This window comes from Comamonas sp. A23, assembly GCF_004522605.1.
GTDB classification, from domain to species: Bacteria; Pseudomonadota; Gammaproteobacteria; order Burkholderiales; family Burkholderiaceae_C; genus Comamonas; species Comamonas thiooxydans.
The window spans coordinates 25,022-50,829 of record NZ_RSDT01000016.1; the positions used below are offsets into that span (position 1 = coordinate 25,022).

At 62.6% G+C, this 25,808-nt stretch carries 27 protein-coding genes; 14 read left to right on the plus strand and 13 right to left on the minus strand.

Annotation, left to right across the window (positions count from 1 at the left end; all coding sequences use genetic code 11):
* Window positions 1–7: 7 nt before the first annotated feature.
* Entirely contained in the window at window positions 8–517 is a 510-nt protein-coding gene (locus EIC84_RS23740; RefSeq protein ID WP_003063591.1) for a hypothetical protein, read from the minus strand.
* 153 nt (window positions 518–670) lie between these two features.
* Here EIC84_RS23740 and EIC84_RS23745 point away from each other — a divergent pair, with 153 nt between their 5' ends.
* Window positions 671–1,126, plus strand: coding sequence for a helix-turn-helix domain-containing protein (locus EIC84_RS23745; RefSeq protein WP_003063592.1), 456 nt, complete (start codon window positions 671–673; stop codon window positions 1,124–1,126).
* 47 nt (window positions 1,127–1,173) lie between these two features.
* On the opposite strand, the gene EIC84_RS23750 is transcribed toward EIC84_RS23745, so the two are convergent.
* A complete protein-coding gene (locus EIC84_RS23750) occupies window positions 1,174–2,196 on the minus strand; it encodes a GlxA family transcriptional regulator (protein ID WP_003063594.1) in 1,023 nt (340 codons plus the stop codon).
* A 149-nt stretch (window positions 2,197–2,345) separates the two neighbouring features.
* On the opposite strand from EIC84_RS23750, the gene EIC84_RS23755 reads away from it, so the two are divergent.
* The 3 genes from EIC84_RS23755 (at window position 2,346) to fghA (ending at window position 5,819) form a co-directional block, all read left to right on the plus strand.
* Window positions 2,346–3,164, plus strand: coding sequence for a hypothetical protein (locus EIC84_RS23755; protein WP_229227459.1), 819 nt, complete (start codon window positions 2,346–2,348; stop codon window positions 3,162–3,164).
* Window positions 3,165–3,593: 429 nt separating this feature from the next.
* A complete protein-coding gene (locus EIC84_RS23760) occupies window positions 3,594–4,715 on the plus strand; it encodes an S-(hydroxymethyl)glutathione dehydrogenase/class III alcohol dehydrogenase (RefSeq protein ID WP_003063597.1) in 1,122 nt (373 codons plus the stop codon).
* Between the two features lie 252 nt (window positions 4,716–4,967).
* Window positions 4,968–5,819 carry an S-formylglutathione hydrolase gene (gene fghA / locus EIC84_RS23765; protein WP_003063600.1) on the plus strand — a complete coding sequence of 284 codons (852 nt, stop codon included), beginning with the start codon at window positions 4,968–4,970 and terminating at the stop codon, window positions 5,817–5,819.
* Between the two features lie 108 nt (window positions 5,820–5,927).
* Here fghA and EIC84_RS23770 read toward each other — a convergent pair whose 3' ends face one another.
* Window positions 5,928–6,203, minus strand: a complete 276-nt coding sequence (locus tag EIC84_RS23770; protein WP_003063602.1) for a VF530 family DNA-binding protein — start codon at window positions 6,201–6,203, stop codon at window positions 5,928–5,930.
* Window positions 6,204–6,432: 229 nt separating this feature from the next.
* Here EIC84_RS23770 and EIC84_RS23775 point away from each other — a divergent pair, with 229 nt between their 5' ends.
* Window positions 6,433–6,789: a cupin domain-containing protein gene (locus EIC84_RS23775; protein WP_003063604.1), complete on the plus strand. Its 357-nt coding sequence runs from the start codon at window positions 6,433–6,435 to the stop codon at window positions 6,787–6,789.
* A 54-nt stretch (window positions 6,790–6,843) separates the two neighbouring features.
* Here the strand turns inward: EIC84_RS23775 and EIC84_RS23780 are convergent, their stop codons facing one another.
* Both EIC84_RS23780 and EIC84_RS23785 read right to left on the minus strand, forming a co-directional pair.
* Window positions 6,844–7,143 carry a putative quinol monooxygenase gene (locus tag EIC84_RS23780; protein WP_003063606.1) on the minus strand — a complete coding sequence of 100 codons (300 nt, stop codon included), beginning with the start codon at window positions 7,141–7,143 and terminating at the stop codon, window positions 6,844–6,846.
* A 144-nt stretch (window positions 7,144–7,287) separates the two neighbouring features.
* Complete coding sequence (locus EIC84_RS23785) at window positions 7,288–9,207, minus strand: FAD-binding monooxygenase (RefSeq protein WP_003063608.1); 1,920 nt, start codon at window positions 9,205–9,207, stop codon at window positions 7,288–7,290.
* 136 nt (window positions 9,208–9,343) lie between these two features.
* Between EIC84_RS23785 and EIC84_RS23790 the strand changes: the two genes are divergently transcribed.
* Entirely contained in the window at window positions 9,344–9,862 is a 519-nt protein-coding gene (locus tag EIC84_RS23790) for a MarR family winged helix-turn-helix transcriptional regulator (RefSeq protein ID WP_003063610.1), read from the plus strand.
* A 97-nt stretch (window positions 9,863–9,959) separates the two neighbouring features.
* Here EIC84_RS23790 and phnX read toward each other — a convergent pair whose 3' ends face one another.
* The 5 genes from phnX to phnD all read right to left on the minus strand — a co-directional run bounded on the left by phnX (window position 9,960) and on the right by phnD (window position 14,642).
* Window positions 9,960–10,823, minus strand: a complete 864-nt coding sequence (gene phnX / locus EIC84_RS23795; RefSeq protein ID WP_003063612.1) for a phosphonoacetaldehyde hydrolase — start codon at window positions 10,821–10,823, stop codon at window positions 9,960–9,962.
* A 60-nt stretch (window positions 10,824–10,883) separates the two neighbouring features.
* Window positions 10,884–11,972: an iron-containing alcohol dehydrogenase PsrA gene (gene psrA / locus EIC84_RS23800; protein ID WP_003063614.1), complete on the minus strand. Its 1,089-nt coding sequence runs from the start codon at window positions 11,970–11,972 to the stop codon at window positions 10,884–10,886.
* Window positions 11,973–12,091: 119 nt separating this feature from the next.
* Window positions 12,092–12,928: a phosphonate ABC transporter, permease protein PhnE gene (gene phnE, locus EIC84_RS23805; protein WP_003063616.1), complete on the minus strand. Its 837-nt coding sequence runs from the start codon at window positions 12,926–12,928 to the stop codon at window positions 12,092–12,094.
* On the minus strand, window positions 12,925–13,770 hold the full coding sequence (phnC, locus tag EIC84_RS23810) for a phosphonate ABC transporter ATP-binding protein (RefSeq protein WP_003063619.1): 846 nt from the start codon (window positions 13,768–13,770) through the stop codon (window positions 12,925–12,927). Before phnC ends, phnE begins: the two co-directional genes overlap by 4 nt.
* Complete coding sequence (gene phnD, locus EIC84_RS23815; protein ID WP_034361707.1) at window positions 13,767–14,642, minus strand: phosphonate ABC transporter substrate-binding protein; 876 nt, start codon at window positions 14,640–14,642, stop codon at window positions 13,767–13,769. Before phnD ends, phnC begins: the two co-directional genes overlap by 4 nt.
* Before the next feature lie 169 nt (window positions 14,643–14,811).
* Between phnD and EIC84_RS23820 the strand changes: the two genes are divergently transcribed.
* Complete coding sequence (locus EIC84_RS23820) at window positions 14,812–15,744, plus strand: LysR substrate-binding domain-containing protein (protein WP_003063623.1); 933 nt, start codon at window positions 14,812–14,814, stop codon at window positions 15,742–15,744.
* Between the two features lie 152 nt (window positions 15,745–15,896).
* Window positions 15,897–16,877, plus strand: coding sequence for a tripartite tricarboxylate transporter substrate binding protein (locus EIC84_RS23825; protein ID WP_003063625.1), 981 nt, complete (start codon window positions 15,897–15,899; stop codon window positions 16,875–16,877).
* 119 nt (window positions 16,878–16,996) lie between these two features.
* Here the strand turns inward: EIC84_RS23825 and EIC84_RS23830 are convergent, their stop codons facing one another.
* Window positions 16,997–18,154 (minus strand): PA0069 family radical SAM protein, encoded by a 1,158-nt coding sequence (locus EIC84_RS23830; protein WP_050788941.1) that lies wholly within the window; start codon window positions 18,152–18,154, stop codon window positions 16,997–16,999.
* Between the two features lie 354 nt (window positions 18,155–18,508).
* Between EIC84_RS23830 and rnk the strand changes: the two genes are divergently transcribed.
* Entirely contained in the window at window positions 18,509–18,916 is a 408-nt protein-coding gene (rnk, locus tag EIC84_RS23835; protein ID WP_003063629.1) for a nucleoside diphosphate kinase regulator, read from the plus strand.
* A gap of 61 nt (window positions 18,917–18,977) precedes the next feature.
* On the opposite strand, the gene EIC84_RS23840 is transcribed toward rnk, so the two are convergent.
* Window positions 18,978–20,150: an acyltransferase gene (locus EIC84_RS23840; protein WP_003065725.1), complete on the minus strand. Its 1,173-nt coding sequence runs from the start codon at window positions 20,148–20,150 to the stop codon at window positions 18,978–18,980.
* 251 nt (window positions 20,151–20,401) lie between these two features.
* Here EIC84_RS23840 and EIC84_RS23845 point away from each other — a divergent pair, with 251 nt between their 5' ends.
* Window positions 20,402–20,986 carry a GbsR/MarR family transcriptional regulator gene (locus tag EIC84_RS23845; RefSeq protein WP_003053080.1) on the plus strand — a complete coding sequence of 195 codons (585 nt, stop codon included), beginning with the start codon at window positions 20,402–20,404 and terminating at the stop codon, window positions 20,984–20,986.
* Window positions 20,987–20,996: 10 nt separating this feature from the next.
* Here EIC84_RS23845 and EIC84_RS23850 read toward each other — a convergent pair whose 3' ends face one another.
* Window positions 20,997–22,070 (minus strand): LacI family DNA-binding transcriptional regulator, encoded by a 1,074-nt coding sequence (locus tag EIC84_RS23850; RefSeq protein WP_046462689.1) that lies wholly within the window; start codon window positions 22,068–22,070, stop codon window positions 20,997–20,999.
* Between the two features lie 182 nt (window positions 22,071–22,252).
* On the opposite strand from EIC84_RS23850, the gene EIC84_RS23855 reads away from it, so the two are divergent.
* From EIC84_RS23855 to EIC84_RS23870, 4 genes are all read left to right on the plus strand, one after another.
* Window positions 22,253–22,789: a gluconokinase gene (locus EIC84_RS23855; RefSeq protein WP_003065728.1), complete on the plus strand. Its 537-nt coding sequence runs from the start codon at window positions 22,253–22,255 to the stop codon at window positions 22,787–22,789.
* Between the two features lie 19 nt (window positions 22,790–22,808).
* Entirely contained in the window at window positions 22,809–23,315 is a 507-nt protein-coding gene (locus tag EIC84_RS23860; protein ID WP_003065731.1) for a TRAP transporter small permease, read from the plus strand.
* Window positions 23,316–23,325: 10 nt separating this feature from the next.
* A complete protein-coding gene (locus EIC84_RS23865; RefSeq protein WP_003065734.1) occupies window positions 23,326–24,606 on the plus strand; it encodes a TRAP transporter large permease in 1,281 nt (426 codons plus the stop codon).
* A gap of 121 nt (window positions 24,607–24,727) precedes the next feature.
* Complete coding sequence (locus EIC84_RS23870) at window positions 24,728–25,735, plus strand: TRAP transporter substrate-binding protein (protein ID WP_003065736.1); 1,008 nt, start codon at window positions 24,728–24,730, stop codon at window positions 25,733–25,735.
* The last annotated feature ends 73 nt before the right edge of the window (window positions 25,736–25,808 follow it).

Consider the following 25,808-nt stretch of genomic DNA (forward strand, 5'->3'; position numbering starts at 1 on the left):
TCCTGAGTCAGTGGTCGTTGCTGACCTTGCGGTCCTCGCTCTTGGCCTCCTCCATGGCCTCGGGCTCCAGTTCCTCCGCCGAACGATTCAGGTGCACAAACACCCCCCAGCCGACCATGAGCATGCCGACGGCAATGACCAAGGCGGCGGAATACAGCAGCTTCTCGGGCTGCTCCTGGGCCTTGAAGGTGGCGACCAATCCCTCGACGGCCAGGGCGACCACCAGCACCACCATAAAGCGTGAGAGAAAGCGACGCACTCTTGTCGGGCCGCTGATATGGGCGTCGCGCACCACCTCTTCTTCAATCACGGTCTGGGAAATCTGCAGAGCCACCACGCCTGAGGCCAGAATGCCCAGCGCCTCCACCACATGCAGCGTGGCCTCCGGCTCCAGACCGGCAGCAATTACGGCCCAGGCCTTGGTGACCGCCATCCAGATCAGGCACAACGCCGCCAGGCCGAACAGCAGGGCAATCAGCGAATGGGTCAGGGTGTAGAGCCAGTGAACAAACTTCATGAGCAACTCCAGGACCGTGTTGACGATCCATCGCCGCCCATGCTTGCAGACTTGATCTGGCCGCTTCGTAGGACAGTCAAGAAAACTGCTGACTCAATGCAAAGAGTGCCCTGTTTGCCCTGAGCACTCCCCAAATCTGCCTACTATTGGCATATGCCTCGCCAGAACACCAGTCCCGCAGAGTTTCCGCCCGCCATTCTTTTGCAGATAACGCAGCTGGCCCAGCACATCGTGGCCCTGCGCAAGAGTCGGGGCGAAACACAGACGCAGTGGGCAGAGCGGCTGGGTATTTCCCAGCCCACCATGGCACGCATAGAGCGCGGCGACCCGGCCGTGGCCATGGCGACCTATGTGTCCTGCCTGTGGCAGCTCAATCCCGAGCTGGACCTGACCCGGTTGCTCGCACCCAAGGCTCCAGCACTGGCACCCGCATCCCGCTCGGATGCCCCCTGCCTAGACAGGAAAAGAACTGCGGCGCCAAAGAGGACCAAGTCCGCTGCCGAACCTGCCGTCGAGACCGCGAACCACGATGAGCAACAGGCGCAGATTGAGCGCAATTTTGCTGCCGCCAAGGCCGCTCTGGATTTCTTCAAGAGCCCTCTGTTCTGATCGGCTGGCCGAAAGCCGGCTGCTTCCGACAGAACGCCGCAAGCCCATCAGTCTCCGAACCGCTCCCGGTAAGCCACAGGCGTGATACCCAGCTTGCGCACGAACAGATGTCGCAGCGCTTGCTCCGAGCCCAACCCGACCTTGGCGGCCACGGTCTTGAGGGGCACAGAGCCCAGATTCTCCAACAGCTGCTTGGCCCGCTCCAGGCGAGCGTTTTCCACAAAGCTGCTGGGACTGCAGCCGGTCTCCTGCTGAAAGACGCGGCGAAAATTGCGCTCGCTCATCGCCGCCTTGCCCGCCAGCAGCGCCAGCGGCATGGGCTGGTCCAGGTGCTCCAGCACCCACTGCTGAGCGGCCTGCACTGCGCTGTGCTGCGTGGCCTGTGCGGCCAGGGATACGCTGAACTGCGACTGGCCGCCAGGGCGTTTGAGATACATGACCAGATCGCGCGCCACCTGCAGTGCCAGCGCATGGCCGAAATCATGCTCCACCACCGCCAGTGCCAGATCAATGCCGGCAGTGACACCGGCCGAAGTCCAGAGCTGACGCATGCCGTCGCTGTCCTTGATTTCGTCGCACACATAGATCGCATCGGCATCCACCTGCACCCGCGGATAACGCTGGGCAAGCGCCCCGGCCACACTCCAGTGCGTGGCCGCGCGGCGATCATTGAGCAAACCGGCTGCTGCCAGAAAAAAACTGCCGCTGCACAGCGCGATCATGCGCCCGACCCCGGGAGCCACTCGCGCCACCCAGTCCACCAGCTCGGGCGAAGCCGCCAGCACTTGCTCGATATGGCGCGCACCCACCAGCAGCACCGTGCACCCCGTGCCCTCGGCCTCGACCTGCGCCAGGGTATGGCTGGCCTGCAAGCCCATCAAGGTGTCCGAGGGCACCAGACCGGCCTGTGACGCTACCACCCGCACCACATATCCGTCAGGCAGGCCTTTGTGCCGCAGATGCACATTGGCATAGTCAAACACGGACATGGGGCCTATGGCCTCCAGCGCCTTGAAGCCGGGGTAGACAACCAGATCGACGCGGTGGGCGCCAGCGTGATGGTGTTCCATACAAAAATCAGAGCAGTTCGAGCATATACAACCAGCGCTGCAGGCACTTGCAGCGCACGAGCCTCGACTATACGCAAGCCCTCTCGGCAGCTAGTGCAGGCAGTCGCATCCACTGCTAAAGTCCGGGGCTTCTGCCCCTTTTTCCGCCCATGATTCCCGGACCTCTTTTTACCCTGCCCATGCTGTTGCTGCTGCTCGCCCCCCTGGTGGCAGCCGGCCTGAGCCTGTGGCTGCTGCTGCGCGGGCTGTTCTGGTGGCTGCGCCATAGACATACGCCCGCCTCCGAGCGCCCGCCGTTCTGGCACTGGCCCGTCGTGGTGGTGGCCATATTGGCCCTGGCCGGCGATCTCTGGGGCCTGGTGCTGGCGCGCAAGCTAGTGCAGATTGAAGAGGCCGTGACGCTGCGGGCCCACTATCGCGAAAGTCGACAGCGCTTCGTGCTGCCCGAGGACTTCCGCTATGGGGAGCAGCTATTCCCCAAAGGCACCTTGATCAACCGCTACGACGCCTTTGACAACGGCGAGCGCCAGCGACCGCTTGGCCTGCGAGGACTGAGTGCGGCGCGCTTTACGCAACCGGTGCAAATTGCAGGTGCCTGGGTCAGCGCCATCGGCAACGGCGTGTTGGAGCTTGCCCGCGACCAGCGCCTCGGTCCGGTGTTCCACTTCGATCCCGACGTCAACCCGGGTTATGGCGCCTGGGTGGTCGACCCGAAGCGCTCCTATCTGGAATGCCGCAAGGGCGATATCGCCAGCCTGCATGTGCCCTTGATCGACTATGACATTCAGGCCGAGTTTCTGGTCGGCGCCCCCGACGGCCCTGAGGCGCGCTACCGTCCCAGTCAATGGGGCTTCATCGATTGCCAGGAGGGCAAGCCCGCCATTGAGGTGCAGCCGGCCTATGACGGCCCGGCGCCACCAGACGCACACCTGCCGGTATGGGGGACGCTGATACCGAATGAGGATTGAGCTGGAGACGCTAGGCGCGCCAATACTCTGTGCTGCCCGCGATGATCCGACTCGGGTGTGACGACCGGATCCTCCCCGATCAATGCTGCAACGCATGCTGCCCGAACCGCCAGCAAGAACGCGGTCAAGTTGCTGATGATGTTCAAGGGCCCGCCAGCGGCAGGATGGACGCCGGCCATGCCGTCCCTATGATGGCGGCCTCAGCCGGAGTGCAAAGCGGCTGATCAGGATTCATGGCATCGCCAGTCGACAGAAGACGATCCCGCGAACCATGTGACATTCGGCCAAAGAGCCGCCATCTGCGGCCACGAATTTCCATAGGGCGACGGGATCGCCTACATTCACACTTCACAACCGGTGCGCCCAGTCAGGCCTCGGCCCTGCCCCGGGCAGCCACCGCATCCTCAGCCTTCCAAGAAAGACCTGCCCATGAAATCCCGCGCCGCCGTAGCCTTCAAAGCTGGAGAACCCCTGCAAATCGTCGAGATCGACGTCGCGCCGCCCAAGGCTGGCGAGGTGCTGGTCAAGATCACCCATACCGGCGTCTGTCACACCGACGCCTTCACCCTGAGCGGTGACGACCCCGAAGGCATCTTCCCCGCCGTGCTGGGTCACGAAGGCGCAGGCATTGTGGTGGAAGTGGGCGAAGGCGTAACCAGCGTCAAGCCCGGCGATCATGTGATTCCGCTGTACACCGCCGAATGCGGCGAATGCCTGTTCTGCAAGAGCGGCAAGACCAATCTGTGCGTGGCCGTGCGCGCCACCCAGGGCAAGGGCGTGATGCCCGACGGCACGACGCGCTTCAGCTACAAGGGCGAGCCCATCTATCACTACATGGGCTGCTCGACCTTCAGCGAATACACCGTGGTTGCTGCCGTCTCGCTGGCCAAGGTCAACCCCGATGCCAACCCCGAGCAGGTCTGCCTCTTGGGCTGCGGCGTGACCACCGGTCTGGGCGCGGTCAAGAACACTGCCAAGGTGCAGGAAGGCGACACCGTGGCCGTGTTCGGCCTGGGCGGCATCGGCCTGGCCGTGATCCAGGGCGCCAAGCTGGCCAAGGCCGGCCGCATCATCGCCGTCGACACCAACCCCGGCAAGTTCGAGCTGGCCAGGACCTTTGGCGCCACCGACTGCGTGAACCCCAAGGACTTCGACAAGCCCATCCAGCAAGTGATCGTCGAGATGACGGGCTGGGGCGTGGACCACAGCTTTGAATGCATAGGCAATGTGGACGTGATGCGCGCGGCGCTGGAATGCGCCCACCGCGGCTGGGGCCAGTCGGTCATCATCGGCGTGGCCGGTGCCGGTCAGGAGATCAAGACCCGCCCCTTCCAGCTGGTGACCGGCCGCAAGTGGCTGGGCACGGCCTTTGGCGGCGTCAAGGGCCGCAGCGAGCTGCCCGGCATGGTGGAAGACGCCATGGCTGGCAAGATTCAGCTCGAACCCTTCGTCACCCACACCATGGGCCTGGCCAAGATCAACGAAGCCTTCGACCTGATGCACGAAGGCAAGTCGATCCGCTCGGTGGTGAACTACGCTGACGCTTCGTAACCCCCTGAGGCGCTTCGCCTGGGCGGCCCCGCGCCTTCCCCCTTTCTCGCTTCGCGGAAGGGGGACGACACCCTCGGTGCGCGGCGGCGCTTCCTCGGTGTCTCATCGATGGCCCGCGCCAGTTTTGAAGAACCACCCAGCGCTTTTAATTTCATAGCTGCTTGCGCATGCTTTGATTCATATTTATATATAAAACAGCTGCAAACGCTTGATTGACGAGCGCAAGCAGCTTTTCTTTTAGGAGTGACTGCCATGGAACTCAAGAACGCCCACGCCTGCTTTGGCGGCGCTCAGCGCTATTACGAACACCATAGTTCCGAGATCGGCCTCGCCATGAAGTTCTCGGTCTATCTGCCGCCCAAGGCCGTGATGGGCGAGAAAGTGCCGGCCCTGCTCTATCTGGCGGGTCTGACCTGTACCGAGGAAACCTTCATGATCAAGGCCGGCGCCCAGCGCCTGGCCTCCGAACTCAATATCGCCCTGATCTGCCCCGATACCAGCCCGCGCGGCGCGGGTCTGGCGGGCGAGGCCGACAGCTGGGACTTTGGCGTGGGCGCCGGTTTCTACCTGGACGCAACCACCAAGCCCTGGGCGCTGCACTGGCGCATGGAGAGCTACATCCTCAATGACCTGCTGCCCCTGGTCGGCAGCAAGCTGCCCGTGGACCTGCAGCGTCTGGGCATCTTCGGCCACAGCATGGGCGGCCACGGCGCGCTGACCCTGGCATTGCGCCACCCCGGCCGGTTCAAGTCGGTCTCGGCCTTTGCACCGATTGCCAACCCGCTCAACTGCCCCTGGGGCCACAAGGCTTTCAGCGGCTATCTGGGCGAAGACAAGGCCGAATGGGCCAGGCATGACGCCAGCGAGCTGATGGGCGCGCAAGCCTCTGCCCCCTATCCCGCAGGCATCCTCATCGACCAGGGCCTGGCCGACAAGTTCCTGATCGAAAAGCAATTGCTGCCCGAAGCCTTCGAAGCCGCCTGCGCCAAGGCCGGTCAGCCGCTCACGCTGCGCCGGCATGCGGGCTACGACCATGGCTACTATTTCATCCAGAGCTTTGTCGACGACCATCTGCGCCACCATGCGCAGCAACTGGGCGCCTGATTCTTTGGAACGGGTTCGCGCAGCCGGGACTGCCCAGCCATAGCTGTCACCCCACACGGGCAAAAGCCGCCTGACTGCGGTTTCTTCTTGATGCGGTCCGGCGCCGGATCAGTCCTCGGAGCGCTCCGATCTTCTCGCGCGCCGCTGCTGCTCGCGCTCATCGGCACGCTGGGTCTGTACATACAGCTGCTCCACCTGTTCGCGCGCCCAGGGCGTCTTGCGCAGAAATTTCAGGCTCGAAGAGATGCTGGGATCCAGATTGAAGCAACGCACGGGCACCCGGCGCCCCAGCTCGCGCCAGCCGTAGTAATCCACCAGATCGGTAACGATGCGCTCAAGCGTCAGCCCATGCAGCGGGTTGCGCGGTTGTTCTTGGGAAGTCATGGGCGCATTGTCAGGGAATCACCCTCCAGGCGTCTGCTCCGGGGACAAGTGCCAGGCCGTGCAGGCCGCAGCGCCTCTCCCCGCCCAGCAATGGACATGGAAAATGCGCCACGCCAATGACATGGGTTTGGCTTTGCTGTGCGCCAGCAAGAGATCACACTTTTGGCAACCGGCCTGAGCGAAGACAGGTTCGCTTCAACGGCCATGACGAGGCGCGAAGGAGCAAAGAATGTCCAAGCAACAGCAAGTCCCCCAGACCAGGGGGGTGGCCGTGCAAATGCTGGCCACGCTCGACCTGGGCCCCGAGATCGAAGGCATGTCGGGGCGCCAGCTTCGCATGCGCCTGGTGACCATGGCGCCGGGCGGCGTGTTCGGCCCGCTTCACGACCACAGGGACCGACCCGGCATGGTCTACATCCTCGAAGGATGCATTACCGACCATAGAAACGGCGTGGCCACCGACTACGGCCCGGGCGTGGGCTGGCCCGAAGACAGGAACACCACGCACTGGCTTGAAAACCGTTGCGCCGTGACGGCAGTGGAAATATCGGTAGACATCATCAGGCTGCAGCAGGCTCCAGGCTAGGTGCCGTCAATCCAGGTGCCTTTAAGCGGCGGCCACAGCCGGGCGGCATACAGCTCAGGTGGCGCGCGGGGCCTGCACCTCGTAGAGCCGCAGATCCCGCTGCCCGATCCCCAGCTCCGGCCAGGCGGCACGCCAGGCCTGGATATGCGCGGAGGCGAAATGTGCATCCAGCGCCGCCTGATCCTCCCACAGCTCCTTCACATGGATCAGCCCCGGCACCAGCACATCCTCGGCATAGCCGTATTCGAGACAGCCCGGCTCGGCACGCGAGGCCTCCACCATGGCACGCATGGCAGGTCGGGCAAGGGCCAGGTTTTCGGATGGCAAACGCACGGTACCCACGATCAACAGCATGTCTTCTCCTCTTGAGCACAAGCAAACATCGTAGCAAGCAGCGCCCGCTCGCACCGCCCCGGACGCAAAAAAGGGAGGGGCATGCCCTCCCTGAAACACCTTCCAGGCGTTGATGCTGCTCAGTAGCCCTTAGGTCGCGGGCTCTCAGGCCCGCATGAAAGACTCGAAATAGGCGCTCAGTGCAGCGTGATCGCCCAAGGGCAGAACCTGGGCCACATATTGGTCGGGACGCACCACCACCAGAGCGCCCTGCTGGCGGTCTATGCCGCGCAGCTCGAAGATGTCCTGACCGGCATTCTTCAGATCGGGGCTGAACACTTTTTCATAGTCGATCATTCCCAGCTGGCCCTTGGGGGGCAGCAGCAAGGCAGGCAGCGTCTCCAGTGCCACCTCGGTATAAGCCTGCGGGAAGACGGCACGCAGATCGAAGATGCTGTCGATATCCTGGCCGGATGGCGTGAAGCGGCGCAGCGGCGATGCGGCATCGCTCTCCAGGAAGCGACACAGCGCCAGCAGGCCGGACTCGGGCTGCGCCAGGTCGTTCGGGCCTGCAAACGCATACAGGCGCCAGCGGCCATCGGCCTTGCCGCAGTGGCCCAGCTGCACGGGCTTGGCGTCGGAGACGCGCACCACCGGTGCGGAATGGAAGCGCATGCCCACCGTGAAGCCGCTGGCCAGTGCCTGATGCGTGGCCTGCCCCGTCAGCACGGATGGCGCATAGTGCGTGCCCACGCCAGCCGTGAAGCGGCCATGCTGTTCGAAGTACTTCTGGAATTCCTTGGGGTCCACACCGCCCTGGCCGCCTTCCTTGGCTGGGTCGCTGAACATCTTGGCCCATTCGCGGTCGAAGTCGATCAATTGCTGGGCCACGACCTGGCGCTCGGACGAATAGGTGTGCAGCAGCTCGGGCGCACATTGCTTGCGCAGCACGGCAGCCAGCTTCCAGCCCAGGTTGAAGCTGTCCTGCATGGAGAAATTCATGCCCTGCCCGGCCTTGGGGCTGTGGGTGTGGCAGGCATCGCCGGCGATGAAGACGCGCGGCAGGGGCGAGTCCGGCGTGGCCACGGCATCGGCCACATCGTCATATTTGGCGCAGATGCGCTGGCCGATCTCGTACACCGACCACCAGGGCACGTTCTTGACTTCGAGCTTGTAGGGATGGAGCACGCGCTGGGCGGTTGCTATCAGTTGCTCCACCGTGATGTTGCGGCTGGCCACACGCTCGTCGGCATCGAGCTTGTCCATCTCCACATAAAAGCGCACCAGGTGACCGCCTTCGCGCGGGATGATGAGCACATTGCCCTGCTCGGACTGAATGGCCACCTTGTAGCGCACATCGGGGAAGTCCGTCACGGCCAGCACATCCATCACGCCCCAGGCCTGATTGGCCGAATCGCCGACCAGCTGGCGGCCAATGGCCCGGCGCACATTGCTGCGCGCGCCGTCGCAGCCCACCACATAGCGGGCCTGCACGGTTTCGATCTGACCGGCATGGGCGGCGTCGCATCGCTCCAGCGTCACGGTGACCGGATAGTCGGCAGCGCCGTGGTCGACCTTCACATCCAGCACTCGGCGGGCGTAGTGCGGCTGCAGACGGCTGGGCGAGTTGCGCATGCGCTCCAGATAGTGGTCGTGCACGCGCGCCTGGTTCAGGATGACGTGAGGGAACTCGGACAGACCGTCTTCCGTGTCCTGCACGCGGCCATGGCGGGCGATCCGACCGGGCTGGCCGGGGTCGGGCTTCCAGAAAGTAACATCGTTGATCCAGCAGGCCTCCTTGAGGATGGAGTCGGCGAACTCGAAGGCCTCGAACATCTCCATGGTGCGGCAGGCAATGCCATCGGCCTGGCCCAGCTCCATGGGGCCTTCCTTTTGTTCCACGATGCAGGTTCGGATATCGGGAAAGGCCGCCAGTTGCGCGGCCAGCGTCAGGCCGGCAGGACCGCAGCCCACGATCAGCACATCGACCTGTGAGGGCACGGTCTCGGTATGGGCAGGGGCCAGCGGCGAAGCTGGAGCGATCAAGGGGTTGCCGGGACGAAAACCGTTCAAATGAAACTGCATGGAGGCCTCAAGTTCTTCAAGTGCGCAGACGCCAGTGTCTGCCCAATCAGTCCGCACACAAATAGTATGTATGCATACCAAATGCATGCATCGTATTATTCGAAGCTTGAAATGCCAACCCCACCTAGGGAAAACCATGATTAACTCTGCACTGCCAAACGTTGCCTCAGACAGCGCCAGCAGCCACCCCGTCTTTCCACGCCTGGAGGTGGAAACCTTTCCCGGCCACGGCATACGCCGCCTGCAACAGGTGGCCGTGGCTGTGTTCAGCCAGGCCACCGAAGCCTGGGGCGTGACGCCGCTGCAATTTGCCGTGCTACAGAAACTGGTGCATCTGCCGGGCATAGACCAGCGCACGCTGAGCATGGAAGTGGGCTTTGACAAATCCACCATCGGCGGCGTGATCGACCGCCTGGAAGCTCGTGGTCTGCTGTTGCGCCAGCACACGGCCAAGGATCGCCGCGTGCGTCTGCTGTCCCTGACGCCCGAGGGCCAGGCCCTGCTGGCGGATGCCGGCCCCTCCGTGCTGCAAGCCCAGCAGCAGATGCTGGACCCGCTGAGCGAGACCGAGCGCGAACTCTTCACACAGCTGATGCGCAAGGTCATCGAGCACCACGAGCAGCTCGATCCCGAGGCGCAGACACCCGCAGGCTGAGCCCCAACTGCATAAAAAAGCCCCGGGCCGTCAGGCCTGGGGCTTGGCTTTTCAGGGCCGGGCTCGCAACCGGGTCTGCAAGCTCCAGAACCGAGTCCTAGAACGGCATTTTTCCCGCACGCATCTCGGCCGCGATCTGCACCAGCACGGCCGGCAGATCGGCCACGCTGCGCACCACGTAATGGGCACCGGCCTTTTTGAGCTTGGCTTCGGCCACGGCGACACGAGCCTCGACCTCTTGCTCGGGCGCCCTGGCAAACTCCTCCACGCTATAGCCGACCTCGTTGCCCGACAGGCTCAGGCCCACGGTCCACATGCCTGCGCGCAGACCCTCCTCGATGCCGGGCACGGTGTCGTCCACCTTCACGCAGGCACGCACATCGCCAATGCCCAGCGCCAGCACATTGGCCAGTGCCATGAAGGGCCCGGGGCGGCCACCGGCCTCCAGCTCGTCGCCCGCCACCACATAGTCGGGCTTGAGGCCTGCGCCCTCGGCCTGCGGCAGCAACTGGTTGAGCACCTCACGCGGGTAACCCGAGCATGAGCCGACCTTGAGACCATGGGCGCGCAACCATTGCAGCGTCTGCACCGCGCCTGCTATGGGGGCCGAGAACTCGCCCACCTTGGCAATCTGCAGCGGCATGAAGCGCGCGTAGATGGCATCCACATCCTCGTTGGTCGGCGTCCGGCCAAAAACGGTCTGCCATTGCGCGGCAATGCTTTCATCCTGCAGCAACTGGTGGATATGGTCCCATTTGGACAGGCCCATGGGGCCGCGTGCCTGCACCAGCGTGATGCTGATGCCGAAGCTGGCAAAGGCTTCGACAAAGATTTGCGTGGGTGCGAGCGAACCAAAGTCCACCAGCGTGCCGGCCCAGTCGAAGATGACGGCTTGCAGCGGTGACAGGTCGACAGAGGGCTGGGACAGGACCAGGGTTTCGGCTTGAGCGATGGAGTTCATGATTTTTTCAGTGGTGACTTCAACAGGATGGAAAGCGGGAACGTGATCGGGTTGCAGGACTCAGCTCAGAGAGCGTATGAAGTTGCGACCGCGCGGTCCGCTGGCAGCTTTTTGCAGCATGGCGCTCCAGGCCTGGGGCTGCACACCGTAGTGGGCCGGATCAGTGGCAACGCCCAGCCCTTGCAGAACGCTGCGCAGACGCTCGATAGCCACAGCAGGCGTGCTGGCATCGAAGATGGAGAGCAAGGCGGCATCGGCCACCGCATCTGCGCCCATCGCCATCTCCAGCACCAGGGGCAAGCTGAACGAGCAGGCCAGGCCGTGCGGCACGCCATGCTGCAGCGTGATGTCGTAGGACAGCGAATGCGCGAGTGCGGTCTTGGTGTTAGAAAAAGCCAGGCCGGCCATCAGCGCGGCTTCGGCCATCTCGCTGCGCAGCTGCGCGTTATCCAGATCCTGCATCAGGGCGGGCAACGTGGCCAGGGTGCGGCGCGCCGACTGCACGGCCAGCACCATGGAGACCGGGTTGCGGTTCACGTTCCAGATAGATTCCAGCGCATGCGACAGCGCATCCAGCCCCGAGGCCAGCGTGGCGCCGGCCGGCAGGCTGGTCATCAGCTCGGCATCGATGACCGCGGCCTCGGGCCAGGTGCAGGACTGGTGCAGCGAATACTTCTGGCCGGCGGCCTGATCCCAGATCGTGGCCCAGGGCGTGACTTCGCTGCCCGTGCCAGCAGTGGTGGGGATGGCGATCAGGGCCTTGTGCCCTCCCGCCCCCAACTGGCCACCCTGCTTGAGCAGCGCCAGCAGATCGGCAAAGCGGCCGCCGGGCGTATGGCAGATCAAGGCCTTGGCCGAGTCGATGGCGCTGCCGCCCCCCAGGGCCACGATCACGGGCACCTCGGCATGGTCACGCTGCACCTGCTCGTACAGCGGCGCCAGCCACTGCACATCGGGATTGGGGGCAATGCTGTCGATCACGCCGCGAAGCTGCGCTCCCAGCAGTTGGCGCATGCACTGCACCAGGCCCAGGCTTTGGGCCTCGGGAAAGGTGACCAGCAGGCAGCTGCGCCCGGCCAGCAGGGCCGGCAGCTGATCGAGACTGTTGCGACCCACGCTGATATGCACGGGGTTGTGATAGGTCCACACGAGAAAGCCTTTTGACATTTTTTGAGCGAAATCAGCCCTTGGCGCTTATGTACCAAGCGCTGATAGCTCATATTTTTGATGGTTCAAGCACTGCGGCACACACCGGCACCGCAGCGAGATCAGTGGCGAGTGCCCTGCTGTATGCGGCTGCGCAGCCAGTTAGATGCCATGTCGGCTGCAATCACCATCACCGTGATGACGATGATGCAGGTCGCGGTCTCCTGGTAGCGGAACAGCTTGAGGCTGCTGACCAGCTCGAAGCCCAGACCGCCCGCTCCGACCATGCCCAGCACGGTGGCCGAACGCAGATTGACTTCGAAGCGGTAGAGCACCACGGCAATCCAGGCGGTGATGACCTGGGGCACCACACCGAAGGCGATGATCTGCAGCTGGCTGGCACCAGCGCTGCGCAAGGCCTGCAGCGGGCCGTCGTCGATTTCCTCGATGGCTTCGGCAAAGAACTTGGCCAGCATGCCCATGCCGTGCAGGGCCAGGGCCAGCACGCCGGGGAAGGGGCCCAGGCCCACGGCCGAGACAAATACCAGCGCCAGAATCAGCTCGTTGATGCTGCGGATCACATTGAGAAACTGGCGCGTGATGCGACGCAGCCAGTGCCAGCCGTGCAGATTGCTGGCGGCAATGAAAGACAAAGGCAGGGCCAGAATCACGCTCAGCAAAGTCCCCCAGATGGCGATCTGTATTGTCTCCAGCGCCGGTGCCCACAGGCGCGGCAGCATGCTCCAGTCCGGCGGCACCGAGCGTGAGAGAAAGTCGCCAATCTGCGGCATGCCGCCTGCCAGTTCGCTCCAGCTCATCTGCGCGCCCGCAGCACTCCAGTGCAGCACCCAGCCGATGGCCAAGGCCATTGCGGCATAGCCCAGCCAGCCGCCAGTGCTTTCGGGGCGCCCCGCCGTCCATTGCCAACGATCGGTCTGTTTCAAGCTCTGGCTGTTCATTGCAGACCTCCTGCGGCAGTGGCTGGCGACATCGCCCCGGGCAGCCAGTTGCCGACTGCGGTGCTGCTGAGATGCAGCGCAGCGCCCTGCTCTGGGGCATGTCCGGCGGGCTGAGGCTCACCGCTGTAGATGGCGTTGAGCGCAGCCTCGTCCAACATCGCCGGTACGCCGTCAAACACCATGCGCCCTTGCGACAGGCCGACGATGCGATCGCCAAACTCCCGGGCGTAATCAACCTGGTGCAGATTGCAGACCACGGCAATGCCGAGCTCGCGCGTGGCATCGCGCAGATACTGCAGCACGCTGCGCGCGGTCTTGGGATCCAGGCTGGCCACGGGCTCGTCGGCCAGAATCAGCTGCGGCTGCTGCGCCAAGGCACGGGCAATGCCCACGCGCTGCATCTGCCCGCCCGAGAGCGCTTCGGTGCGCTCATCGGCCTTGTGGGCCAGGCCCACACGCTGCAGGCAGGCATCGGCCAGTGCGATATCGCTTTGCTTGAACAGCTGCAGCACCGAGGCCAGCGTGCCGACCTGACCCAGCCGCCCCGTGAGCACGTTCTTGCGCACCGACAGGCGCTGCACCAGGTTGTGGTGCTGAAAGACCATGGCCACATGGCGGGCCAGCTCGCGGCGCGAGTGCCTGCGCATCAGGTCGATGCCGCCCACCTGCAGCTGGCCGCTGTCGGGCTGATTCAGCCCGTTCATGCAGCGCAACAAGGTGGACTTGCCGGCACCCGACAGACCTAACATCACCACGAACTCGCCGGCCTTCACATCCATGTCTATGCCATTCAGCACATGGTTGCTGCCATAGCTTTTGCGCAGATTGCGGATGCTGATCATTTCATCTTCCCGAGGTCCAGATTCAGCGCCTTGGCAGTCTGGCGCACCACGTCGTAGGCCTGATCGCTGGTGGGCGCAAAACCGTTGAGCTCGCCACGGTCGCCCCAGGGCAGGCCCTTGATCTCGGCCAGTGCCGCAGCCACTTTCTTCTTGGTGGCTTCGTCCAGATTCTTGCGCCAGGCCATGGGCGACTCGGGGATGTCCTTGGAGCGCCAGATGACCTGGAAATCCTCGGCCTTCACATGGCCCTTGGCCACCGCCGTCTGGAAGATGGGATCGGCCACGGCCGCCGCATCCACCTTGCCGTTGGCCACGGCCATGATGCTGGCGTCATGCGAGCCCGAGAAGATCACGCGGGAGAAATACTTGTCGGTATCGATGCCCTCGCCCTTGAGGCCGGCCTTGGGAAACAGATGGCCCGATGCCGAGCTGGGATCGACAAAGGCAAAGGTCTTGCCCTGCAACTGGGGCACGGTGCCCAGGCCCTTGTCCTTTTTGCTGATGATGATGCTGTTGTACGAGCTCTTGCCCGACTTCTTGGCCACGAGAATGGCAAAGGCCTCGGCATTTGCCAGCTGGCTGGCCAGCACATAGGAGAAGGGCCCGAAGTAGGCCACGTCGATCTTGCCCGAGCGCATGGCTTCGATCACGCCGTTGTAGTCATTGGCCACAAAGGGCTTGATCTTCAGCCCGGTCTTGGCGGCCAGCTGGTCCATGACCTGCTGGCTGGCGCGCATCATGGCCTGGGCATCCTCGGAAGGGATCAGGCCCACGCGCAGCTCGGTGGGTTGCTGCGCCATGACGCCGGTGGTGGCGGCCAGGGCCAAGCTGGCGGCTGCGGCTTTAAGCCAGGTGTTGCGGGTCATCGTCATGGATTTCATCCTTTGCAAGTGCGTCTGTAGAGTGCGGCTGAGCTGCCGCCATCGCACCGTCACTGCAGTGCGTTGACGCAAATATTAGGGACGACATATGACTGTCATGTGAAGGTTTCAGAATCAGTTTTGACAGCTTCCATAGATCAAACCTTGAGATGAAACCTGCATGAGCACCGCCCGCTATCGAGCCTTTATCGCCGTGGCCCAGCAAGGCAGCCTGAGCGCGGCGGCCCGCGCCCTGGGCGTCAGCCAGCCCACGGTCTCCAGCCAGATAGCCACGCTGGAGCGGCAAAGCCAGATCGAGCTCTTCCATCGCCAGGGCTATCGCATGACGCTCACCGGCGCCGGCCACAAGCTCATGACGCTGGCACAGAAGCTGCTGGCACTGGAGGCGGAAACAGAATTCTTTCTGCGCGACTCGGGCCAGCTCAACCAGGGCGAGCTCAAGATCGGCGCCGTGGGGCCGTTTCACGTGATCGAGATGGTGGCGGCCTACAGCGCCCGCCATCCCGGCATGAAGCTGTCGATTCGCATGGGCAACTCGCAGCAGGTGCTGCACGATCTGGAGAACTACACCACCGATGTGGCGGTGCTGGCCGGTCTCTATGACAGGCCCGAGCTGCTGGTGCGCGAATACGCGCGTCACGCCATCATCCTGTTTGCCCATATCGACCATCCGCTGGCAAGGCGCGAGCAAGTCGAGTTGGGCGAGCTGCACGGCCTGCCGCTCTTGCTTCGTGAGCAAGGCTCGACCACGCGCACCGCTATCGAGAAAGCGCTGCAGGCAGCCGGCGTGAAGCCCCGCACCCAGCTGGAGATCGGCAGCCGCGAAGCCATACGCGAGGCCGTGGCGCGCGGCCTGGGCATCGGCGCCGTGTCCGAAGCCGAATTCATCGCCGACCCGCGCTTCAGGCCCGTGCGCATTGCCGGCGACCCGGCCAGCACCACCACCTATGTCTATTGCATGAAGGAGCGCAGCGAAAGCCTGCTGGTGCGCTCCTTCCTCAAGGCCATTGAAGGCAGCGCGGCTCCCAATCTGCCTGTACTACTGACCGCTCCAAAACCCTTGATCGCTCCAACGGCCAAGAAGCTGGCGTAATTCGTCAAACCCTCTGCTCCCCTTGCGCCGAGAATTTTTTGACAGTGCTGCCCGGGCACCTCGGCCAGAACTCTCTCGCCGGGACAGTGCGGCGGCCCGTTGCGCAGGCACAGCGGTGGCTGCCGGGCAATCAAAAAACAGAGGAGACAATGATGAAACAAACCATGCTCTGGAGGGCCGTTGCTCTGGCAACCGGCCTGAGCCTGAGTGCAGCGACCATGGCGCAGCAAGCGCCCTGGCCCGTCAAGCCCATACGCCTGGTGGTGGGCGGCCCGGCCGGCGGCAATGCCGACTCGCTGGCACGCCTGTTGGCCGACGGCATGCAAAAGCAGCTGGGCAAGCCCGTGATTGTCGAATCCAAGTCCGGAGCGGCCGGCGTGCTGGCCGTCAACGACCTGCTCGCCAACGGCAAGGACGCCCACACGTTCTTGCTGATCCAGGGCGGCATAGTCAGCGAGACGCCGCTGGCCTACAAAGTCAGCTATCAGCCCTTCAAGGATCTGAAACCTCTGGCCCAGCTCAGCCGCAACGGTCTGGTGCTGATTGCCAACAAGGACTTCCCGGCCAGCAATCTGCAGCAACTCGGCGACTACGGCAAAAAGCAGGCCGACGGACTGGACTTTGCCTCGTATGCCACAGGCATGCGCGGCCATACCTCGGGCATGCTGCTGGGGCAGTTGCTCAATATCAAGATGAAGCACCTGGGCTACAAGGGCTCCCCTCCGGCACTCAGCGACCTGATGGGCGGCCATGTGCCGCTGATGATGGACGGGCTCACCACCGCCCTGCCGCTGATCAAGGCCGGCAAGGTCAAGCCGCTGGCCGTGAACTACCCTACGCGCATGGTCCAACTGCCCGATGTGCCCACTTTCAAGGAACTGGGCTACCCGCAACTGTCCGAAGTAAGCTGGTTCGGCGTCTGGTCGCGCCCGGATATCCCTGCCGATGTGCAGGCCAGGGTCAGAGAGATCGCGCTGCAGTATTTCAAGCAGCCCCAGGTCGAGGCCAGGCTCAGGGACATGGGCATGGAGTCGGGCACCGACGCGACCCCGGAAGCGCTGATGAACGAACTGCAGAAGGCCTATCAGCGCCAGCAGGCCTTGCTCAAGTCCATTGATTACCAAGCTCAGTAAACAGTTCAGGCGCCCAAAAGGCCGGAGTCACGCCAGATTCCGGCTTCTTGCAACCGGGTAGCTTCAGCTCGCTGCGTCGACCCGTTCCGAGTCGGCACGCAACGGACTGAGACGAAACATCAGAAAAGACTTTGCTGCGGCGACAGAAAGGAATGATGGTACTGATCGCAGTCCAGTTGCACGCGCTCACGGTTCAGCCCAAGCTTGCGGCAGGCCAGTGCAAAGCGTTGCGCCAGCATATCGGCCCAGGCGCCCGTTCCCTTCATGCGCTGGCCAAACCTGCTGTTGTAGACCTTGCCGTCGGCTCTGCCCGCTTCGCTGATCCCATGCAGATCTCGCACCCGCTCCATCACGCGTTGGGCGCGCTCGGGATAGTGCAGCGTCAGCCATTCATTGAACAGCGAAGCCACTTCCCACGGCAGACGCAGCACTGCATAAAAAGCCTGTCTTGCACCGGCCTCGCTGGCTGCGGCCAGCACCTGCTCCATATCGTCGTTCAGGAACGGAATCTGCGGCGCCAGGCTGACGCCTACGGGTATGCCCGCCTCGCTCAGGGTCCGAATCATGCGCAGCCGCCGATGCGGTGCGGCGGCGCGTGGTTCCAGCTGCCGGGCCAGCTCGGGCTGCAAGGTGGTCAGCGTCACATAAACGGCCACCAGATGCTGCTGTGCCAGCGGCACCAGCAAATCAAGGTCGCGTTCGATACCGCTGCCCTTGGTGACGATGGAAAACGGATGCCTGGCCTGCGCCAGGACCTCTATCACGCGGCGCGTCAACCCGACTTCGCGCTCCACAGGCTGGTAGCAGTCCGTGACCGAGCCGAGCATGATGGGGGCCGCCACATGGCTGGACCGGGATAACTCGGCGCGCAGCACCTCGGGCAGGTTCTGCTTGGCAATCAGCCGGGTTTCGAAATCCAGACCCGGCGAATAGCCCAGATAGCCATGCGTGGGCCGGGCATAGCAATAGATGCATCCGTGCTCGCATCCTCTATAGGGATTGAGCCCCAGATGAAAAGGCAGATCCGGCGATTCGTGGCGGCTCAGGGCTGATTTAGCCCGCTCCCACTCCAGATGGGTGCACCAGGTCTTGACCTCCTCACCCTCTTCGCTTCCTTCATCCTGTTCGGACTTGCCCCAGCCGTCATCGAAACCCTGGCGCAGCTCCCGTGCAAACCGGTGCGTGATCTGGCTGGCAGCCCCTCGCCCCTTGATGAGCCGCACCGGCACATCGGTCCGAATGGATTCCAGTCCAGAGGATGAGGAAAGTTTCTTCATAAAATAACTGTACATAAATACAGTTATTCATTGCAAGAAATGGGCACTAACCATGGCTTCATCCCGGTCAATACGGTGAGGGTTGATTGAGTCAGATCTGGATGAGAAATGACTGCGCCCATTGCTCTACAGGCTTAGCACGCTCCATTAACTAGAGCAAGTTCAAAGTCAATCCGCACTCAGTGAGTGCGAGATGGCTTGGCAGTTTGCGATTCAGCGCCGACAATCCCTTCAATGCACCAAGTTGGTGCCTTTCACTGAATGCCTTGGCCCGGACAACACCGTTGCCCGGGCTTTTGTCCGTTTGCGCAACGCCAAAGCGCCAACCACACCATCTCGCAAGGGAGTTACTACATGGAGCGCAAGCCCAATATCACTCTGTCCTCCTTGGACCTGGATCGCATTGAATCGCTGCTGGAAAAGAACAACAGCCAGTTCCCCGGCCGTGATGCACTGGAGGCGGAGCTGGACCGCGCGGATGTACTCGACCCCGCAGAAATACCCGCCAACGTGGTGACGATGAACTCCACCGTGCGCTTCACCATTCTCGAGATCGCCAAGACCAATACGCTGACACTGGTCTACCCCAAGGATATGGATGGCAGCGCCGACAAGGTCTCCATCTTTGCGCCGGTAGGCATCGCCCTGCTGGGCCTGTCAGTGGGCGATGAGTTCAAGATGCCCAGCCCTACCGGCCAGGTAACCGTGCGTGTGGATGCCATCGAGTTCCAGCCCGAAAGCGCGGGCGAGCTCCATCGCTGAACCGGCTCACCCAACAAAAAAGCAGCTCACCGGAGCTGCTTTTTTGTTGCCTGGATCAGACTCAGCGCAAGCCGGCCAGCATGGTGGTCAGCAGACCCGCGCCGATCAGGCCTGCCTGCCAGCGCAGGGCCTGACTCCATGACGAAACATGGCGCTCCACCAATTGATACAGCGCGTAGCCGGCAGTCAGTGAAAGCACAAAGGCAAACGGGATGCCCACCACGGCGGCGGTGACCGAACCGTGCCAGAAATGGTTGACCACTGCGTTGACCAGCAGGCAGATGGAAAAGTGAATCAGAAATACCGAGTAGGAAATCTCTCCCAGGCGACGCAGCGGCGCAAAACCCTGCCAGCGGGCAATAACCTCGGTACGCATGCAAACGATCAGCAGCATCGCGGTCACGCCGGCGAGAAAAATGCGGTCGCGCCACTCATAGACCAGCGCGCCGATGATCAGAGCAGCAATCAGCAGGCCCCAGCTCCAGGCCGTCAGGCGCTTGTCTGCCGCCACCGCCCAGAAGGCCATCATGCCGACGCCATAGGCACCCATGAAATAAATCGCCCAGACATCCAGGTCTGCATCGAGATTGAAGCTCAGCAGCGAAGCTGCCGTCCCCACGACCACCAGCCCCTGCATGCCAGTCACAGCCCAGGGCCACCAGCGCTTCATGGCCGTATCGCCCCAGCGTTTCAGCGCCCATTGCTGCAGCCAGCGCACTCCGGCCAGCAGCAGCACGGTCGCGGCGAACAGCTGAAAGTCTATGGACACATACCAGACGCCAGCCGACAGTGACTCCTCGCCCACAATGCCCTGCAGCAGCAAGGCATGGGCCATGAGTTGCCATAGATCGGGGTCGGCGGACACGGACTCGTGATCGAACCAGGGACGAATCGCCGCAGACACCACAATCGTCACCACCAGTGCCACGGCATAAGGCACGACCAGACGCACAAAGCGCTTGCCAATCTTGGACCAGGGTGAATCAAACCGCGCCAGACCCGTGGGAGCCAGGCTGGCTGCAGCCAGAAAACCGCCGATCACCAGAAAGATCTGCACGGCCATACGGGCGTACTCATAGAGCCAGTCCAGCAGGTCGGGCATGACAGGGTGAGCCACATCGGACATGGGGCCGTAGAAAGCCAGGTGATGCCAGACGATGGCAGCACAAGCCAGCCCCTTGGTACAGTCGATCAGGGCACTGCGGGAATGAGAGGAAATAGAACTTTGAACCATCAGATCACGGCCGCCCGCAGCCCATGGGCTGCCCGGCAGCAGGGTGAGTTTGCCCGGTAACAGGCAACGTAAAGAAGCCGACTTAAAACAGGATGGCGATTTTGCGCCGATTCCCAACAATTTGCTGACAGCGTTGCAAGTTTTACGAAACATATCTGCGCGGGCTTCATGCGCCAAGCATGAACAAAACCAGAGCGATTGCACACCGGCTTGATTTCCCTGCCCCACTGAGAACCCCGGGCAAAGGCACAATGGAGGCCATGACGCAAGCCAAACCACTGTCGGAGCTGAGCCGACAATTTGTTTCGCATTTCGGCGAGATGGGCAGCCGCTGGGGCATCAATCGCACCGTGGGGCAGATCTATGCCCTGCTGTTCATTTCGCCCGAGCCGCTGAACGCAGACCAGATTGCCGACACGCTGGAATTCTCGCGCTCCAATGTGAGCATGGGGCTCAAGGAGCTGCAGGCCTGGCGGCTGGTTCAGCTGCGTCACCAACCCGGCGACCGGCGCGAATACTTCCAGGCACCCGAGGATGTCTGGGAAATCTTCAAGCGACTGGCCGAAGAGCGCCGCCGCCGCGAGATCGAGCCCACGCAGTCCATGCTGCGTGCCGCCATGATGGAAGAAGCCAGCACCGACGAAGAACGCTACGCCCAGCAACGCATGCGCGATATGCACGAGCTCATCGACAAGCTGATGAGCTGGTTTGACGATGTTCAGCGTCTGTCGCCAGAGACCGCCATGCAGCTCATGGGCATGGGCTCCGCCGTGACCCGACTGCTGGACCTGAAAGACAAGATTACCGGGCGAGGCAAGTCAGGCTCGGAAGCCTGACGCCGACAACTCAGGTGCTGGCCCTGGGCACCAGCCTGAAGCCCAGATCCACGCTGGCCTCTCTGACGGTGTCCCCTGCCAGCAACTGCAGCAGCATGCTGGCAGCTTTTCTGCCCACTTCATCCCTGGGTGTATGGATGGTGGTCAGAGGCGGCACCATCTGATCACTGCCAGGCAGATCGTTGAACCCGGCGATCGCCACCTGCTCCGGCACCTTGACCCCCATGCGATTGGCCTCCAGCAATGCGCCTTGTGCAATGTCGTCATTGCAGAAAAAGATGGCATCCACCGTAGTCCGCGCCTTGAGAAGTGTCTCAAACTGCCTTGCACCCAGCGCCAGCGATGAACGCTCGGGATTGAGAATCTCCAGGCTCTGGTCATACAGGCCGGCCTGTTTGAGCACCTGCCGATAACCTTCCAGGCGCTGCATGACACGCGCGTCGAGCTGGGCTCCGCAAAATGCGATGCGTCTGTATCCCTTGTCCAGCAGATGACGGGTCATCTCAGCGCCAGCTGCAATCTGAGAAAAACCTACGCTGTAGCAATCGGGGCCCGTGCCGGGCTCGCGCAACTCCATGAGATGCACGCGCGGCACGGGATTGGCAGCCAATAATTTCCGCGACTCTTCGCTGTGATCAAACCCGGTCAGCAACAGCCCGGCAGGTCGCATGGGCAGATAGGCCCGCAGCAACTGCTCTTCCTCCGCAGGGTCGTAGTGGGTCACGCCGATCAGCATGTGATAGCCCTGGGCAAACAGCACCTTGTGCACAGCCTCCAGGACCTCCACAAACAAGGTGTTGGAGAGCATGGGTACCAGTACCAGCACCTGGGTGCTTTTTTGCGAGGCCAGTGCACGCGCTGCCAGATCGGGCACATAACCCAGAGAATCCGCAACCTCGCGCACTTTGTCGACCAGGGCAGCAGCTACTCTACGCTCTCCGCGCAAGGCTCTGGAGACCGTCATCGGACTCACGCCCGCAGCCTGTGCCACATCGCTGAGGGTGACACGCCCGCTGGCACGAGATCGCCTTGAAGAAGCGCTGTCGGCCGGGGTTTCACTCTTGGTACGGGTCTCGGGAGGCAAGGGAATCTCCTAATCAGATGCCTGAAGTTTTTTGAGTATGATAGCGCTATCCGGACTTGAAATGAAGTCTGTAAAAGCAGCTTGATGAAAGCACTGACTTGCCTTCGACCAAGGTCTGAAGCCAATCTCAGAAAGCAGCAGGCTGCTCATTTTTTAACCACATCGGATAGCGCTATCCAAAAATGATTCAAAGCAAGATCCAGCCTCAGGGCACCATGTCGGCACTCGTCGTCATGGGTGTTTCCGGCTGCGGCAAATCGAGCGCAGGAGAAGCCATCGCCCGTCAACTGGGGTGGACCTTGGTGGAAGGCGACAGCTACCACTCCCCCCAGAGTGTGGCCAAGATGCAGGCCGGCATTGCCCTGACGGATGCCGACCGCGAAGGCTGGCTGGAACGCCTGGCGCAGCGACTGGCTCAGGCAGATGCGGAACACGGCCTGGTACTGACCTGCTCGGCGCTCAAGCGCAAGTACCGCGACCAGTTGCGCAGCGCCCAGCAGCTGGGTTTTGTGTTTCTCGATCTCGACTATGCCACGGCCCTGGAACGCGTCCAGACCCGACCCGGGCATTTCTTCTCACCCGACCTGGTGGCCAATCAGTTCACGACGCTGGAAGACCCGCGTCAGGAGCCCGATGTTCTGACCGTCAGCGCCACCATGAATCTCAACGACATCGCGCTCGCGGCCCGGCAATGGGCAAGGCGCGAATCCCAAGCATAAAGACAGCAGGAGACAGCCAATGTCTGAAGATCGCAAAGAGGCACAGGGCCGCAAGCCATGGCTCAAGCGCCTGGCCGAAGGCCTGATGGTGCTGGCCCTGGCCGGCATGGTGGTTGCCGTTTTCGTCAACGTGGTGCTGCGCTACGTTTTCCACACCAGCATCGTCTCCTATGAGGAGATCTCGCGCCTGCTGTTTGTGTGGCTGGTGGCCATCGGCGCCATCGTGGCGGCTTTCGAAGGAGCCCATCTGGGCTTCGACATGGTGACATCGCGGGTCGGCCCGATCACCCGCAAAGTCCTGTTCTGGGTCTCGCAACTGCTGATCGGCGCCTGCATGGCCCTGCTGCTGTGGGGCTCCTGGGAGCAGGTCATTGCCGGCTGGAGCAGCTACAGCACCGTGCTGGGCTATCCCCTGGCTCTGGGCGCAGCGGCGACGCTGGTGCTGGCCATAGGCATGCTGCTGGTCGTGGTGCGCGACATGCTGCGCGGCACCCCGTCCGAATCTTCTGAAACCAGCGTGGAGTAAGGAGAGCGCAATGGTCGTTACCCTGATTTTTCTCGCCGTGCTGATAGGTGGCATGGTAATCGGCATGCCGATTGCGCATGCATTGATACTCACCGGTGTTGCACTGATGTGGCACCTGGACTTTTTCGACACCCAGCTGCTCGCGCAGAACCTGCAAGCCGGGTTCGACAATTTCCCGCTGCTGGCCGTGCCATTCTTCATCCTGGCAGGTGAGCTGATGAATGCCGGCGGCCTGTCGCGCCGCATCATCGATCTGGCCCGTGCCTTTGTCGGTCATATCCCGGGGGGCCTCGGTTACGTGGCCATCGGCGCAGCCGTGCTGCTGGCCTCGATGAGCGGATCGGCCATTGCCGACACCGCCGCGCTGGCCACCATCTTGCTGCCGATGATGCGCGACCAGAAGTATCCCGACAGCTACAGCGCCGGCCTGCTGGCGTCGGGCGGCATCATCGCCCCCATCATTCCGCCTTCGATGCCGTTCGTGATCTACGGCGTCACCACCAACACCTCCATCAGCAAGCTGTTTCTCTCGGGCGTCGTTCCCGGCCTGTTCATGGGCGGCTTTCTGATTGCCGCCTGGTGGTTCATCGCGCGCAAATACCAGCTGACCTCGGGTGAACGCGTGAGCTGGGGCCTGCGCCTCAAGGCACTGGCCAAGAGCTTCTGGGCCATGATGATGCCTGTCATCATTCTGGGTGGCCTCAAGGGCGGCGTCTTCACGCCGACAGAAGCCGCAGTGGTGGCCGCGGTCTACGCGCTGTTCGTGTCCATGGTGGTCTATCGGGAGATGAGCTGGAGCAGGCTCTACGAAGTCTTTCTGGGCGCATCCAAGACCACCGCCGTGGTGATGCTCCTCTGCGGAGCGGCCACTGTGACCGCCTACATGATCACGCTCGCCGACCTGCCCAATATGCTGGCCGACAGCTTCTCGGGTCTGCTGGATCAGCCCATGCTCTTCATGGCCGTGATGATGCTCTTCCTGCTCGTGGTCGGCACCGCCATGGATCTGACCCCGACCATTCTGATCTTCGGTCCGGTCTGCGCGCCGCTGGCCGTCAAGGCCGGCATCGATCCCGTGTACTTCGGCTTCATGTTCATCTATGTGGGCTGTATCGGCCTGATCACCCCTCCGGTGGGCACGGTGCAGAACGTGGTGGCCGGGGTCGGCAGGCTGCGCATGGAGACCGTGATCAAGGGCACGAATCCCTTCCTGATGGTTTATGTGCTGCTGGCCGTGCTCTTCGTGATCTTCCCTCAGCTGGTCACGGGTCCGCTCAAATGGATGCACTGAGAACGGCATTCCATTCATGAAAGATCTTAAGTTCATAGCATGGTGCGCACTTCAGTCAAGCGCATCACGGCAGTTCCAATTTCATCAAAGGGCCCAGGCCCAATCAAGCAAGGAGACGGGTATGCGTATCAAATTTGCAGTCGCGGGCCTCACGGCAATGTTGCTGGCCGCCGGTGCCGTTCAGGCGCAGGACTTCAAGCCCCGCCTGGTGCGGTTCGGCTACGGCCTGGTGGAAGACTCCAACCAGGGTCGTGCCGTGCGCATGTTCGCCAAGGAAGTGGAAAAGGCCAGCGGTGGCAAGATGAAGGTCCGCGCCATCGGCAACGCCTCCCTTGGCTCGGACACGCAGATGCAGCAGGCCCTGATCGGCGGCGCCCAGGAAATGATGGTCGGCTCCACCGCCACGCTGGTGGGCCTGTCGCCCGAAATGGCGATCTGGGACACCCCTTTTCTGTTTGCCAACACCAAGGAGGCCGATGCCGTGCTGGACGGCCCCGTGGGAGAGAAGGTCAAGGCCACTCTGGAGCCCAAGGGCATGGTGGGTCTGGTCTATTGGGAAAATGGATTTCGCAATCTGACCAACAACAAGCGCCCCATCACCAAGCTGGAAGATCTTCAGGACGTGAAGCTGCGCGTGATGCAGAACAATGTCTTCCTGGACAGCTTCAAGACCCTGGGCGCCAATGCCGTTCCCCTGCCCTTCTCCGAGCTGTTCACGGCGCTGGAAACCAAGGCCGTGGACGGTCAGGAAAACCCCTTCAACACGGTGCTGTCGAGCAAGTTCTATGAAGTGCAGAAGTACCTGACCGTCTCCAACCATGTCTACAGCCCCTGGATCGTGACGGTCAGCAAGAAGTGGTGGGACACGCTGAGCCCTGCCGAAAAGAAGGTGCTGCAGGATGCTGCGATCAAGAGCCGTGAATTCGAGCGCAAGGATACGCGCGAAGAAGCCGCCAAGGCCCTGGCCGAGATCAAGACCAAGGGCATGCAGGTCAACGAACTGCCAGCCGCCGAAGCAGGCCGCATGCGCGACAAGCTCGGCACCGTCAATGCCGGCATTGCCAAGTCCGTGGGTCAAGGTACCTGGGACTCTGTGCAGGCAGCCGTCAAGCAAGCTCGCGCCAAATAAGCGCCCAACCATGGAGCCATGCCCCGGGCATGGCTCTGACTCATTCCAAGACAATGCCTGCGCCCCAAGCACA